General features: G+C 62.1%; 11 protein-coding genes. 7 read left to right on the top strand and 4 right to left on the bottom strand.

Annotated features, from left to right (window positions below; translation table 11 throughout):
* The 3 genes from HX613_RS15125 (at position 1) to aztD (ending at position 3,486) form a co-directional block, all read left to right on the top strand.
* Positions 1 to 1,233: a PQQ-binding-like beta-propeller repeat protein gene (locus HX613_RS15125; protein ID WP_235344877.1), complete on the top strand. Its 1,233-nt coding sequence runs from the start codon at positions 1 to 3 to the stop codon at positions 1,231 to 1,233.
* A complete protein-coding gene (aztC, locus tag HX613_RS15120) occupies positions 1,233 to 2,153 on the top strand; it encodes a zinc ABC transporter substrate-binding protein AztC (protein WP_235346075.1) in 921 nt (306 codons plus the stop codon). The genes HX613_RS15125 and aztC overlap by 1 nt, the downstream gene beginning before the upstream one ends.
* Before the next feature lie 82 nt (positions 2,154 to 2,235).
* On the top strand, positions 2,236 to 3,486 hold the full coding sequence (gene aztD / locus HX613_RS15115) for a zinc metallochaperone AztD (protein WP_235346074.1): 1,251 nt from the start codon (positions 2,236 to 2,238) through the stop codon (positions 3,484 to 3,486).
* Positions 3,487 to 3,495: 9 nt separating this feature from the next.
* Here aztD and HX613_RS15110 read toward each other — a convergent pair whose 3' ends face one another.
* A complete protein-coding gene (locus HX613_RS15110; protein ID WP_235346073.1) occupies positions 3,496 to 4,302 on the bottom strand; it encodes a FadR/GntR family transcriptional regulator in 807 nt (268 codons plus the stop codon).
* A gap of 206 nt (positions 4,303 to 4,508) precedes the next feature.
* On the opposite strand from HX613_RS15110, the gene HX613_RS15105 reads away from it, so the two are divergent.
* Together HX613_RS15105 and HX613_RS15100 are read left to right on the top strand one after the other, a co-directional pair.
* Positions 4,509 to 6,200, top strand: coding sequence for an L-lactate permease (locus tag HX613_RS15105; protein WP_235346072.1), 1,692 nt, complete (start codon positions 4,509 to 4,511; stop codon positions 6,198 to 6,200).
* Between the two features lie 74 nt (positions 6,201 to 6,274).
* Positions 6,275 to 7,543, top strand: a complete 1,269-nt coding sequence (locus HX613_RS15100; protein WP_235346071.1) for an alpha-hydroxy acid oxidase — start codon at positions 6,275 to 6,277, stop codon at positions 7,541 to 7,543.
* Between the two features lie 66 nt (positions 7,544 to 7,609).
* Here the strand turns inward: HX613_RS15100 and HX613_RS15095 are convergent, their stop codons facing one another.
* From HX613_RS15095 to HX613_RS15085, 3 genes are all read right to left on the bottom strand, one after another.
* The gene (locus HX613_RS15095; protein WP_235346070.1) at positions 7,610 to 8,569 is read right to left on the bottom strand and encodes a hypothetical protein; all 960 of its coding nucleotides are present in this window, start codon (positions 8,567 to 8,569) and stop codon (positions 7,610 to 7,612) included.
* Positions 8,570 to 8,709: 140 nt separating this feature from the next.
* Positions 8,710 to 9,855 carry a hypothetical protein gene (locus HX613_RS15090; RefSeq protein ID WP_235346069.1) on the bottom strand — a complete coding sequence of 382 codons (1,146 nt, stop codon included), beginning with the start codon at positions 9,853 to 9,855 and terminating at the stop codon, positions 8,710 to 8,712.
* Positions 9,856 to 10,391: 536 nt separating this feature from the next.
* Positions 10,392 to 11,783: an MFS transporter gene (locus HX613_RS15085; protein ID WP_235344963.1), complete on the bottom strand. Its 1,392-nt coding sequence runs from the start codon at positions 11,781 to 11,783 to the stop codon at positions 10,392 to 10,394.
* A 480-nt stretch (positions 11,784 to 12,263) separates the two neighbouring features.
* Between HX613_RS15085 and HX613_RS15080 the strand changes: the two genes are divergently transcribed.
* Both HX613_RS15080 and HX613_RS15075 read left to right on the top strand, forming a co-directional pair.
* On the top strand, positions 12,264 to 13,616 hold the full coding sequence (locus HX613_RS15080) for a TRAP transporter large permease subunit (protein WP_235344962.1): 1,353 nt from the start codon (positions 12,264 to 12,266) through the stop codon (positions 13,614 to 13,616).
* 77 nt (positions 13,617 to 13,693) lie between these two features.
* Entirely contained in the window at positions 13,694 to 13,972 is a 279-nt protein-coding gene (locus tag HX613_RS15075; protein ID WP_235344961.1) for a hypothetical protein, read from the top strand.
* Positions 13,973 to 14,057 lie beyond the last annotated feature (85 nt).

The following is a 14,057-nucleotide window of genomic DNA, read 5'->3' as shown; positions in this document are numbered from 1 at the left end:
ATGACGAGGACAACAGAATTCGCCGCATCCAGCGCGGCACTGATCGCACTGCTCGCCCTCACCGGGTGCCTGGGACAGCAATCGGCCAACGGGGCCGGCAGTCCCAGCCAGTCGACGGCTCCCCACGGATATGTCGAAGGCGCGGAGGAGGCCGATGAGCCGCAGCTGCGCCTGGCCGTCAGCGAAGCGAAGACCGGCGCAGTCTCGGTCGTCGACCTGCTCACCGAGAACGTCGTAGAGAAGGTCGAAGGCTCACCGTCGACGACCCTGTCGGGGGCAGATTCCCGATATCTCTACCTCGGCGATGGTGAAGCCGGAACGGTCACGACCGTCGACACGGGGGCATGGACGGTCGACCACGGCGACCACAGGCACTACTACAAGGCCGAGCCGAAGACCATCGGTGAGATCGACGGGGCAGACCCCGCGCACGTCGTCTCGACGCCGACAGAGGTGGCCTTCTTCTTCGACGGAGAGGGCCGAGCGAAGATCTACGACCGGAGCGCACTCGGCGACGGCGAACTCAACCAGCTCGGCACCGTGAAGCCGGGTGCCCACCACGGAGTGACGATCCCCTTCGAAGACCACTTCGTGTCCACACTTCCAGGAGACAAGGCCGAGGATCTGCCCTCCGAACTCACCGTGTACGACGACAAGGGCCAGGCCTCGCCGATCGATGCGAGATGCGACGAGATCCACGGCACCGGCGTCACTCGTGATGGACTGGTCTTCGCCTGCGCCGACGGCGTGATCAGGGTCAACGAGGACTTCGACGCCGAGGTGCTGCCCTACCCCGAGGAGACCGGCGAGCGCGCGTGGTCTGTCGAGGTCGGTCGGGACCTCGCCGCGACCCCCTTCGACGATGGTGGCATCGGGATCCTCGATGCGACGACGGATGAGTGGACCTTCGCCGACACCGACGCCGAGGTGGTCTCCGCCGGCATCGCCCCCGACGATTCCGCGGTCGTGGCCCTGGACGAAGACGGGACCGTCTATTCGCTGGACCCAGAGACCGGGAAGGTGCTGACGAAGAAGAAGCTCATCGCACCCTTCGACGCCGAGAGCCAGGGTCACGGAGCCGGACCCTCGGTGGCCGTGGACAGCGAACGCACCTATGTCAGCGACCCTGCGTCGGGGGCAGTGCTTGAACTCGACCCGGCCGGTGGGCTGCGTGAGGCGCGCAGCTTCGACCTCGGTGGGGCACCCGCAAGCCTGGCTGTGACGGGGCGGTGATGGGCACACGGCACCACCTCACGGCGGCGGCGCTCACGCTGGCCATGCTCGGATCACTGACCGCCTGCGCGGAAGGAGGCGATGAGCCGTCGATCGTGGTGACGACGAACATCCTCGGCGATGTCGTGCACAGCCTCGTCGGAGACCACGCAGAGGTCACGGTGCTGATGCAGCCGAACTCCGATCCGCATTCCTTCGGCATCTCGGCGAAGGAAGCCGGAGCGATGGAGGATGCCGATCTCATCATCGGCAACGGACTGGGGCTTGAAGAGGGGCTGTCGGCGAACCTCGACAACGCGCGCAGCGAAGGGGTGCGCGTCCTCGAGGTCGGTGAGCACATCGATCCCCTTGAGTACACCTCGGGCGGCAGTGCGGGGGCACCTGACCCGCACTTCTGGACCGATCCCGCGCGGATGGCCGCCGCCGCCGATGTCATCACCTCGGCGCTGGGAGAGGAGGTCGGTGGTGACCTCGCCGAGGCGATCGAACCGTCCGCAGCCTCGTATCGAGGGCAGCTTCAAGACCTCGATGCCGAAATCGAAGAGATCGCCGAGACGATCCCCGCCGAAAACCGGAAGCTCGTGACGAACCACCACGTGTTCGGCTACTTCGCGAACCGCTTCGACTTCGAGATCATCGGAGCGGTGCTTCCGAGTGGAACCACACTGGCATCACCCTCGGCAGCCGATCTCGAGGAGCTTGCCCGCACCGTCGAGGACGCGGGCGTGCCCACGATCTTCGCGGACTCCTCGCAGCCGCAGAAGCTCGCAGAGGCCCTGTCTGAGGAGGTCGACCTCGAAGTCGAAGTGACACCGCTGTTCTCGGAATCGCTGACCGAAGCCGACGGGGAGGCCGGAACCTACATCGACATGCAGCGAACCAACGCGCAGGCCATCGCAGACGGACTCGTGCCCCGCTGACGAGCCCTTCTCAGCGCGGCACACGGCCTCGCACCACCACAGATCACGGACACACCATCATGGAAATAGGGAAGAGAGAAGAATGAGAACACAACGAACCCTGATCGCACCACTGGCTGCCAGCGCGGCCGTCACCGCCCTCCTGCTGAGCGGATGCGGCACCACTGGTGCGGAGGCCGACCCCGACAGCGGCGAGCAGGCAGACACAGCTGAACCCTCGGACGCCGAACAGGTCGAGGAGACGCAGCCACGGCTGATCACCACCTATGACGGCGGCATCCTCACTCTGGACGCGAGGACGCTCGAGGTCATCGACGACACGAAGCTCGAGGGCTTCAACCGAGTGAATCCGGTCGGTGACGGACGGCATGCGATGGTGTCGGTGGCAAACGGATTCCAGCTCTTCGACGCCGGCGTCTGGACCGAAGAGCACGGCGACCATACCCACAGCTTTGCCGGCTCACCGCAGCTGACCGACAAGGTCTACGAAACCGATACCCCAGGTCACGTCGTGCGCCACGGCGGTTCGACAGTGCTCTTCGGCGACGGCGACGGGCGTATGCAGATCTTCGATACCGACGCCTTCCACGATGGCGCACCCGAACCCGAAGTCAAGGAGGCAGAGGAGGCACACCACGGTGTGGCGGTGCAGTTGGAGAACGGCAACGTGCTGCACACCATCGGCAATGAAGAGGAGCGCTCGGGAGCGAAGGTCGTTGACGGCGAAGGCAAGGAGATCGCCCGCAACGAGGACTGCCCGGGCGTCCACGGGGAGGCCGCTGCCCAGGACGAGGCGATCGCCGTCGGCTGTGAGGATGGAATCCTCTATTACAAGGATGGGAAGTTCACGAAGGTCGACTCCCCGGACAGCTATGGTCGGATCGGCAATCAGGCAGGATCCGATGACTCGCCGGTCGTGCTCGGCGACTACAAGGTCGACGAGGATGCCGAACTCGAACGCCCGGAGAAGGTCACACTGACGAACACCGAGACTGGGAAGATGAAGCTCGTCGACCTCGACTCCTCGTACAGCTTCCGTTCCCTGGCCCGAGGGCCCGAAGGCGAGGCACTCGTGCTCGGCACCGACGGCAAGCTCAACGTCATCGACCCGGAGTCCGGCAAGATCACCGACTCACACCCGGTCACCGAAGCATGGAAGGAGCCCGTCGACTGGCAGCAGCCCCGGCCGACGCTCTTCGTGCAGGGGGAAAAGGCCTATGTCTCCGAACCGGACAAGAGCCAGCTCCACATCGTGGATCTGACCACCGGTGAGGTGGAGAAGAGTGCTGAACTGCCGCACGCCAGCAATGAAGTCACCGGTGTGACCGGCTGACGCCCGCGCTCAGCCGCGCTCCTGCCAGCCCTGCGTCAGCTGCGGCAGGGCCGCGGTGGCTGACCGGATATGGTCTTCGGTCAGCTGCACCGCGTGATCGGTGTCGCGGTCGACGATCGCCTGCATGATCGCATGATGCTCCTCCTGCAGCTGCGCCATCAGAGCGCGCGGATCGTCGACCTCGTGGAAGGCGTCGAGGATGGGCCGGCGCAGAGAGCCGCGGATGGCTTCCGTGAGATCTGACAGCAGCTGATTCTCCGAGGCATGGGCGATGGCCACATGGAACGCAGTATCGGCATCATTGAAGGTCTCCAAGCTCACGCCCGGGGTGTCCATGATCGCCAGGGAGGCATTCATGCCGGCCAAGGCGTCTTCGTGGACCCGTCCGGTCGCCAGGGCGGTGCTTGAGCGCTCAAGCTGGATGCGCGTCTCAATGGCCTCTTCGATGCTGAAGTTCGCCAGGGCCACATGCAGGCGCAGGAACCGAGTCAGGGCCTCCTTGGGCATGGAGGCGATGAAGGTGCCCGCGGACTTGCCGGAGCCGACGTTCGACACGACGACGCCGAGGGACTCCATGACGCGCAGCGCCTCACGCACCGCCGCGCGACTGACCTGAAGCTTGGCAGCCAGCTCCCGTTCCGAGGGCAGTGGATCGCCGACGGTAAGGGATCCAGAGGTGATCTGCTCCTCGATCGCATTGATGACGAGTTCGTGTGTGCTCGATCGGGAGACTGGTTTCCATTCCGGTGCCCGGGGCGCGTTGAGGGCGTGACCTGCGGCGGTGCCGTCTTTTGAGCTGACTGATTCACTGGGCATGAGTACTCACTTTTCGCACCTCGCCATAATAGGACCCTGCCTCATCGGGTATGAATTCTTGACCTGGATCACATCCGGTCCTACACTCACTTTAGTGGTCTGACCACACAAAGGACATACTGAAGCCCATCGAGTATGCATGTTCGGGCGCGTTCAACGTCGAAACGCAGACGCTGTAGTCGAGCACCGACCGTGCAGGAGAAAATATGTACACTCCTGAAATCGCGCCACTTGCAGACAGCCTCCTGTGGTCATCGCTGGCTGCGCTGCTGCCGCTGCTGACCATCTTCGTCACCCTCGGGTTCTTGAAATGGAAGGCCCACTGGGCAGGACTGGCGGCAGTCATCGTCGCCCTGATCGTTGCCATCCTCGTCTACGGCATGCCGGTCGGGCTGGCTGGCCTCTCGGCGAGCCAGGGATTCGCCTTCGGACTGTTTCCGATCATGTGGATCGTCATCACCGCCATCTGGCTCTACGAACTGACGGTGAAGTCAGGACACTTCGAAGACCTCAGATTGGTCATCAACGTCATCTCCGATGATCCTCGCGTGCAGGCGATCCTGGTCGCTTTCTGCTTCGGGGGACTGCTCGAAGCCCTTGCCGGATTCGGTGCCCCGGTTGCCATCACCGGTGTCATGCTCATCGCAGTCGGCTTCACCGCCATGCGAGCTGCAGTCGTCGTGCTGGTGGCCAACACTGCTCCGGTCGCCTTCGGCGCGATCGCCATCCCGATCATCACCGCCGGCAACCTCACCGGGATCGACTACAAGGAGATCGGTGCCATGGTCGGTCACCAGACTCCGTTGCTGGCTGCCATCGTGCCTCTGTTCCTCATCTTCCTCGTCGACGGCAAGCGAGGTCTGCGTCAGCTATGGCCACTTGCTCTGGTCGTCGGGGTCGTGTTCGGGGCAGCGCAGTTCGTCTCTGCGAACTATCTCTCGGTCGAAATGACCGACATCATCGCCTCGCTCATGGGCCTCGCTGCCGCAGTGATCATGCTCCAGTTCTGGAAGCCCGTCGGCGGCCAGGACGCCCTGGATAAGATGGCCGACGAACGCAGTCGGGAGAAGGCCAGCGCGCCCGATGCCGGTGGAGCAGCCGCAGCTGTGGCGACCTCTGTGGACACGAAGGCGGCACCTCTGACCGGCAAGCGAGTGTTGATGGCGCTCTTCCCCTACCTCATCGTCATCGTCATCTTCTCCGGTGCCAAACTGATCCCGGTCATCGACAAGTGGCTGGCCGGCACCGATGTCAAAATTCCTTGGCCGGGGCTGGATGGGAACATCATGACCGCTGCAGGGGAGCTGTCGACGAGCACGGTCTACAACTTCCAATGGTTGTCATCACCGGGCACGATGCTGCTGGTCTCAGGCATGATCGTCGCCATCGTGTACAAGATGACCGTCAAGGACGCGTTCCAGGTCTTCGTCGACAATGTCGTCAAAATGCGTTTCTCCATTCTCACCGTCGGACTCGTCCTGGCGCTGGCCTACGTCATGAATCTGTCGGGACAGACGATCACAATCGGCACCTGGATCGCCGGAGCCGGGACGCTGTTCGCCTTCCTCTCACCGATCCTCGGCTGGCTCGGCACAGCAGTGACCGGATCTGACACCAGTGCCAACGCACTTTTCGCGACGCTGCAGCAGACTGCCGCGACGAAGGCCGGGATCGATCCCGTCCTGTTGGTGGCTGCCAACAGCTCCGGTGGAGTCGTGGGCAAGATGATCAGCCCGCAGAACCTCACCATCGCAGCTACAGCGGTCGGTCTCCTCGGTCAGGAGGCCTCGATCTTCCGCCGCGTCATCTGGTGGTCGCTGGGCATGCTCGTCGTCATGTGCCTGCTGGTCGGCCTGCAGTCGACCGTCCTGTCGTGGATGGTTCCCGGCGGGGCGTGAGGCCCAGCGAGCTGAAGGCTGAATACTGAAGACTGAACACTGAAGAATACGAACTGAAGAGAAAGAGACTGCCAATGGTCAAGAGACAACTGCCCAATCCGTCCGAGATCTTCGAGCTGATGAAGTTCAAGAAGTTCGAGCTCGACTCACGGAAACGCCGTCTCGAATCGGCGTTCACGATCGCGGACCTGCGCCAGATAGCCAAGCGGCGCACTCCCGCAGCCGCGTTCGACTACACAGACGGCGCAGCGGAGGGGGAGATCTCGATGGAGCGCTCCGTGCAGGCCTTCCAGGACATCGAGTTCCACCCCTCCATCCTCAACGATGTCTCGCAGGTCGATACGTCGACACAGATCCTTGGCGGCAGTTCGGCGATGCCCTTCGGCATTGCGCCCACGGGATTCACCCGGCTGATGCAGACCGAGGGTGAGATCGCCGGTGCCTCTGCAGCCGGTGCAGCAGGCATTCCATTCACCCTGTCCACCTTGGGCACGACCTCGATCGAGGACGTGAAGAAGGTCAACCCGAACGGACGGAACTGGTTCCAGCTCTACGTTATGCGCCAGCGAGAGATCTCCTACGGTCTGGTCGAGCGGGCGGCTGCGGCAGGCTATGACACGCTCTTCTTCACCGTGGACACTCCGATTGCCGGCGCCCGGATCAGGGACAGTCGCAACGGGTTCTCCATCCCGCCGCAGCTCTCGCCGAGGACCGTTCTCAACGCGATTCCGCGTCCCTGGTGGTGGTGGGACTTCCTGACCACGGAGAAGCTGCAGTTCGCGTCTCTGTCCGAGACAGGCGGAACTGTCGGCGAGCTGCTCAACTCGGCCATGGATCCGTCGATCGATTTTGACGACTTGGCCACGATCCGAGAGATGTGGCCGGGCAAGCTTGCGATCAAGGGCGTCCAGACTGTTGCCGATGCCAGGAAGCTTGCCGATCTCGGCGTCGACGCCATTGTGCTGTCGAACCACGGCGGACGACAGCTCGACCGCGCCCCGGTTCCCTTCGAACTGCTGCCCTCGGTGGCGAAGGAAGTCGGCAATGACCTCGAGATCATCGTCGACACGGGAATCCGCGATGGTGCCGACATCGTCGCGGCAATGGCCTTGGGCGCGGACTTCACACTCATCGGCCGCGCCTACCTCTACGGGCTCATGGCCGGTGGCAGGGAAGGCGTCGATCGCACGATCGCGATCCTCAGCGAACAGGTCGAGCGGACGATGAAGCTGCTTCAGGTCTCAAACGTCGCCGAGCTCAACCCGAGCCATGTGACCCAGCTGCGCAGGTTCAGTCGGGACGGTCAGTTGGACGGTGCGGACCCGGAGACGAGGTCCGTGTGACTGCTGTCTGAGCTGGCAGCGGTCTTCGCGCCGGAGACTGCTGCCAACTCGCCCGTCGAATGCTGGTCAGGGGGACGCCTCCTTCGCCAGATATCGTCCCGTGACGCTGTCCTTCTCATCGGCAACCTGGTTCGGAGTGCCGGCGACCACGATGCGACCGCCGTCCACTCCGCCACCCGGGCCCATGTCGATGACATGGTCGGAGTTGGCGATGGCATCGAGGTCGTGTTCGATGACGACGACGGTGCCTCCCTGATCGACGAGTCGCTGCAGGACGCCGATGAGCACTCGTACGTCCAAAGGATGGAGCCCGATGGTGGGCTCGTCGAAGACGAACAGGGTGCCAGTCTGCGTCCGATCGAGTTCTGAGACGAGACGCAGACGCTGCGCTTCACCGCCGGACAGGGCCGGAGTCGCCTCGCCGAGGGTGAGATATCCCAGCCCCACCTCCTGAAGCGCCTGCAGCCGTGTGGTGACCTTCCTCAGGTCGGCAACGTGCCCGGCAGCCTCGGCGACGGTCATAGCCATCAGATCGGGCAGCGCAATCTCACCGTCAGCACCGGGACGGCGATGAGCCTCGGCGTCGGGACCGTAGCGCCTGCCCTCGCAGTCTGGGCAGGCGATGTCGACGTCGGGGAGGAACTGCACGTCGAGTGTGATCTCTCCCGTCCCCTCGCAGCGCGGGCACCGCAGAGAGCCGGTGTTGTAGGAGAAGTCCCGGGCGCTCAGGCCGGCGGCCTTCGCCGAGTCGAGTTTGGCGTAGGCACGCCGGAGCTCATCGAGGATGCCCGAGTATGTGGCGACGGTCGAGCGGACATTGACCCCGATCGGGGTGGCGTCGACGACACTGGCCTTCTCGATTCCGGCACCCTCGATCGAGGTGACGTGCGAGGGCAGACGCGCTTGTTCCGTTGCACGGAGTGCGGGAATGAGGCTGTCGAGAACCAGCGTGCTCTTCCCGGATCCGGACACTCCGGTGACCGCGGTGATCCGTCCCCGAGGGATCGTGACGTCGAGCGCATGCACGGTGTGGATGGGGGAGGTGCGCAGCCTGATCGTCCCCTTGTCGAAGACGTGGTCGGGCGCCGCAGAAGTGCGGACCAGAGTATCTTCTCGTCCGGTGAGGAACCCACCGATGAGAGAATCCGGATTGTCGCCGAGGCTGCTTACCGTTCCGGTGGCGACGACCGTTCCGCCGTCGTTGCCGGAACCGGGGCCGATCTCGATCTCAGGCCGAGGTCGAGCAGTCGCTTCGACATGTGCCCGAGCGTGCTGGTCAGTGCCTCGGACATGGAGCGCATGGTCTTCGGCACGGTGTCGGCGACAGTGCCGGCCCAGTCGCTGAGTTCGCTCAGGGTCATGGCGGTGACATCGGCGAGATTGAGATCGCCGATCTTCGGCAGCAGCGCCGCAGGTGCGAGCCGGGTGCCGTGGCACGTGGTGCAGGTGTGTTCGGTGAGGAACCGGCTCACCCGGGATAATCGTTTCTCATCGGTGGCGCGTTTGAGCTCCTCGCTCACGGTCAGTCGCGCATTGCGGAAGGTGAAGTCGAGCTCGTGCAGACCCTTCTTCGAAGTGACGGCGATGTGCTTCTTCTCTTCCGGGCCATCGAAGACGATGGTCTTCTCCTCGGCGCTCAACTCCTTCCAGGGGATGTCCGTGCGGACGCCGAATTCGCGTGCGATCTGCGGTTGGACGTTGAAGCCGAACATCTGCCATGGAATCACCGTTCCATCGTCGATGCTCATGTCCTCGTCACGGATCAGGGAGGCATCGTCGACCTTGCGTACAATGCCCGTCCCTTCACAGGATGGGCAGGCTCCCACCGAATTGAAGGCCAGCTCCTCTTCTCCTGGAGCGTGAACGTTCGCTCCGCAGCTGAGGCAAGCGGAGGGCTCCTCTGCCGCGACATTGAGCGTCGGTTCCTGCCGGTGGCCGTTCGGGCAGACATGTGACGCCAGGCGCGAGAACATGAGCCGGACGACGTTGAGCAGTTCGGTGGACGTGCCGAAGGTCGATCTGACGCCGGGGATGCCCGGGCGCTGTCGCAGAGCCAGAGCGGCAGGCACGTGACTGACCCGGTCGACGTCGGCACGCGGCGCTTGGCTCATCCTGCGGCGCGTGTAAGTGGACAGCGCTTCGATGTAGCGCCGAGAGCCTTCCGCGTACAGGACTCCCATCGCCAGGGACGACTTGCCCGAACCGGAGACACCGGCGATACCGACCAGCGAACCCAATGGGACGTCGACATCGATGTTCGCCAGGTTGTGCACGCGGGCGCCTCGAATCTCGATCATCTGGTGATTGCTCATGTCCCCATTGTCGCCGCGCGAGGGGATGATCGCGATGAGATCAGCATTGTAGGGTCTAGCGGAACTTGTCAGAGGAGCACCGCGCTGACCTGAGATGTGACACAAGCATGAGACGGCATCTGTCTCACCAACTTGTCAAAATCCTCAAGCACTATGGAGGACCGCGGCCGGAACGAACAACGCTGGCACCGTGGCGGTCTCGAGATCGATGATGAGCGTCTGATCCGCATTCCTCGTCGTGCGGAGGCCAACTCACCGGCTCTCCACAATCTGTAGGATCCAGTGCCATCCTTCAAGGGCTTGCACCCCTGTCTGTTGCCCTTCCCGCAGATCCTGAATTGGCTATTGGTGGTGCTAAGGAAATGATGGAGAGTACGATACCTTGCCGTGTAGTCGCCCGGGGGAGGAGTTCAGGCACCCCTGACTCTCGCTCATTGGGGGAGTCGCGGGTCCTCGTTAGTCGCCAGCCTCAATGCGAAATCACCCGGGCTCAGTCTACTCTGAACCCGGGCGAGTCGCCTCACAGAATGAGCGTCTCAGGCGATAGTGGTCGATTCCAATTGCTGAGAGCGTGCCCGGACTTTGTTCTCGGGATCTATCGCGGTTTGATGAAGCGCGACGACCAGGGCACCGAACAGAGCAACCAGCGCCCAAATTGTGCCGACCCACCACAGACCTCCGAACGGAAGCAGCATAAGAGCCGAAGCGAGCATAGGAGTGATTCCTGCGCCCAGAGCCGCTGCTCCCTGGTAGGCGACGGACGCGCCCGTGTAGCGCACAGACGCTGGAAACAGCTCTGCCACATATGCCGAGATCGGACCGTAGATGAGCCCCTGAACGATTCCCTGTCCAAAAAGAATCGCGACAGAGAACATCTCGATGCGACCCGATCCGATAAGAAACGTTATGGGAAATGCAGAAGCCGCAACGACCAAGCAGGCGATGAAGATCATGCGCGCCCTACCGATCCTGTCGCTCAGGCGTGCGGACACGAAGCAGGTGAGAATCATGATGAGGGAGCCACCGGCCTTCCAGTTCAGCACCCACGTCTTGTCCTCGCCCGCATCGACAGCCATGGACACTCCCCACACCGTGACAAGCGATTGCGTCGTGTACACGCTCACAGCCACTGCCAAGCCGATGAGAACAGGCTTCAGATGGTTGCATAGCACATCGAAGATCGGAATCCGTCGACGGTCATGTTCTTCTTCGAGCGTCTGGAACACCGGCGACTCCGACACTTTCAACCTGATCACCAGGCCGACGACGATGAGCACCGCAGAGAGAAGGAACGGGATCCTCCAGCCCCACACAACGAACTGATCGCCGGTGAGCACGGTCATGACAGACATGACGACAGTCGCAAGCACAGCCCCGGCCGGCCCACCGGCATTGGCGAATGACGCGGCAAATCCCCGCTTGGCCTTGGGTGCATGTTCCAGCGCCATGAGCGCAGCGCCACCCCACTCACCGCCGACAGCGATGCCCTGAATCACCCGGAGGACCAACAAAGAGATCGGAGCAATGATGCCGATCATCGATGCAGGAGGCATCAGTCCGACGATGACGGTAACACTTCCCATGATGATCATTGAAAGCACAAGGGTCTTCTTCCGACCGAGTCGGTCGCCGAAGTGCCCGAAGATCACTCCTCCGAGCGGCCGAGCCAAATAGCCTGCAGCAAGAGTCGCGAATGAAGCGAATACCGCCAAACTTCCGCTGCCGAATCCGGTGAAATAGAGAGAGGCAAAGACGATTGACGATGCCGTCGCGTAGAGGAGAAAGTCATAGAACTCTATCGCAGATCCGATGAAGCTCGACGCCAAGATTCTGCGCATCTCAACTGTACTCAGCGTCAGCTGACGCCCCTCGTCGTCGACAACGACAGGGGGCGGTCCCTGCTGCGGCGTAGGTGACGACTCTGTCATGGAACCCCCTCATTGGAAACTGAACATTCTCAATAATCTACAAACAGGTTATGATTGTCAACATTTTTGTTAACATAGAACTCGAGTACAGATCCGCATGCGATCTTCAGTCGGTCCGCGAGCAGGATCCGTCTGCCCCTGGGTCCTGCGCGTCAACCCCGCAGGACATGGAGCGACCATGAGCCAGCTGCGCACCCTCGGGGTATTGTTACTAACTTTGCTTGCAGTATTGTTGACAATCTCTACTGGGCACTGTTTGACTTGCCTGTAGCAATTCCAATGACGAGATTTGCGAAGCGATCGCAAGGTTCGACACCGCTCAAAGGAGAAGCTGACACCGGGCCAACACCATCGACAGAGCTTTGAGTGCACGGATGCACTCGACCCTGCCCTTGATTGCGCACTGGGCTTCCGATCTCATTCAGCGGGTGTTCGACAGCTTTGCTCTGTTCGCATCGACGACCGACAGGATTACTCTCTATGTCCCTTTCCATCTGGGCAATGGTTGCCTACTTGGCCTTCATCATCGTGTGGAACGTGGTGATCAAACGCAATATCGGCGAGTCCATGTTGCTGGGCTTCGTCGTCGTCTGCTTGTTCGGCGGCAAAGACTTCTTCCAGATCCTTGGTACCGGCATAGTTGATGCGCTGCAGGAACAGGTCGTGTTCGCCGCACTAGCGTTCATATTCATGGGCTTCATGCTCAAAGAGCTGGGGCTCATGGAGAAGCAGGTGGAGATTCTCAATTCTGTCTTCGGCCGCGTCAGAGGCGGAGCGGGGTATGTGTCCACAGTGGCATCTGCGCTATTCGGCACGATCTCCGGTTCCGGATCAGGGAACGCCGCAGCGGTCGGATCAGTGACGATCCCGTGGATGACCAGATCCAACTGGAAACCGGAGATCGCGGCCTCGTTGGTCGCCGGAAGCTCCGGACTCGGCCCCAGCTTCCCGCCCTCGTCCTCGATGTTCGTGCTTCTCGGCTCGGCCGCGGTCGCTCCGTTCGTTGCAGCAGATCAGTTGTTCATCGGTCTTTTCTGCGGCGGTGCTTGGGCATTGTTGTACCGACTGATCGTTGTCACTATATGGATCCGCATCTACGGCGTCGACAAGGTCGAACGGGCTGACATCCAGCCGTTCAAGGCGGCCATTCGCCAAGGATGGACCTCGCTGTTCATCTACATTGGCATCGCCGTCCCTCTGCTGCTGACGGTCGGCCCGGGAGCCGATTGGCTCACTGGACGCCTGGGAGCAGAGACCTTTGAGTCAATCAGTATCATCGTGTGGATCCCGGTCATGATCCTTCTGGCCTGCTTGATGGTGGGCGCAAAGCACCTGCCTCGGTCGGCGAAGAGCTGGAACAAGCTACTCGATAAAGTTGCCCCCCAATACTCTCTCGTCGGTGCGACGCTGTTCTTCGCTTTCGCCGCTGCCAGTGCGCTGGGCGAATTGGGACTCTCGGAAGACCTCGCGGTATTCATGAGCAGAATCGAGGCGCCTGGCCTCGTCGTCGCACTTGCTGTCGGCTCGCTGGTAGTCCTGCTAGCAGCGCCACTGACGTCAACCGCAACCATTGCCGCAGTCGGCGGGGTTGCCTTCACGGCGCTGACCGCAGCTGGAGCTGGCCCGGTCCCTGCTGCAGTGGCTGTGCTTCTGTTCTCCGCAACCGAAGGCTGCTCCCCTCCTGGAGCAGCACCGATCTATATCGTCTCCGGCATCGCAGGAGTCGATCCGGGAAAGCTGTTCGTCAGACTCATTCTCTGGTTCGTGATACCCACCATCATTTTGGGCTCACTGGTCGCACTCGGCCTGCTACCGATCTTCAGTATCGCCTGAACAACCTGAACGATCAGCCTCGACTGACGTTCTCCATCAACTGACCATACCTACAGATTCGAACAAGGAGTCCGACAATGTCCGAGAACTCTTCTCAGGATGACACCACGCCAACCGGGATCCGCGCGCTTCTGGCGTGGCTGCTCCTTCTGCTCTTCAAGATCACGCTCGTAGCATTCCTCGTTTTGGGAACGGTACTTGTGCTAACCCAATTGGCCGGTGCGCTCTTTGCTCAGCAGACGCTGGTCTCAGGCGCCATGGATGTACTCTTCGCGCCGACTACGGCCTGCGCAGCAATTACCGGCTTGGCAGGGTTCGCCATCGCCTATGTACTGAAATGGGACACGTCCGACTGACCCCGTTTGCGGGCTCTGTCAAGCACGCGTCCTCCGTTCCGAGAGGGGCCCTGCCTTGACATAGGTCCTCCGTTCCGAGAGGGGC

Source organism: Brevibacterium sp. UCMA 11754 (assembly GCF_021532275.1).
GTDB lineage: Bacteria > Actinomycetota > Actinomycetes > Actinomycetales > Brevibacteriaceae > Brevibacterium.
This window is presented reverse-complemented; position numbering and strand designations above follow the sequence as displayed.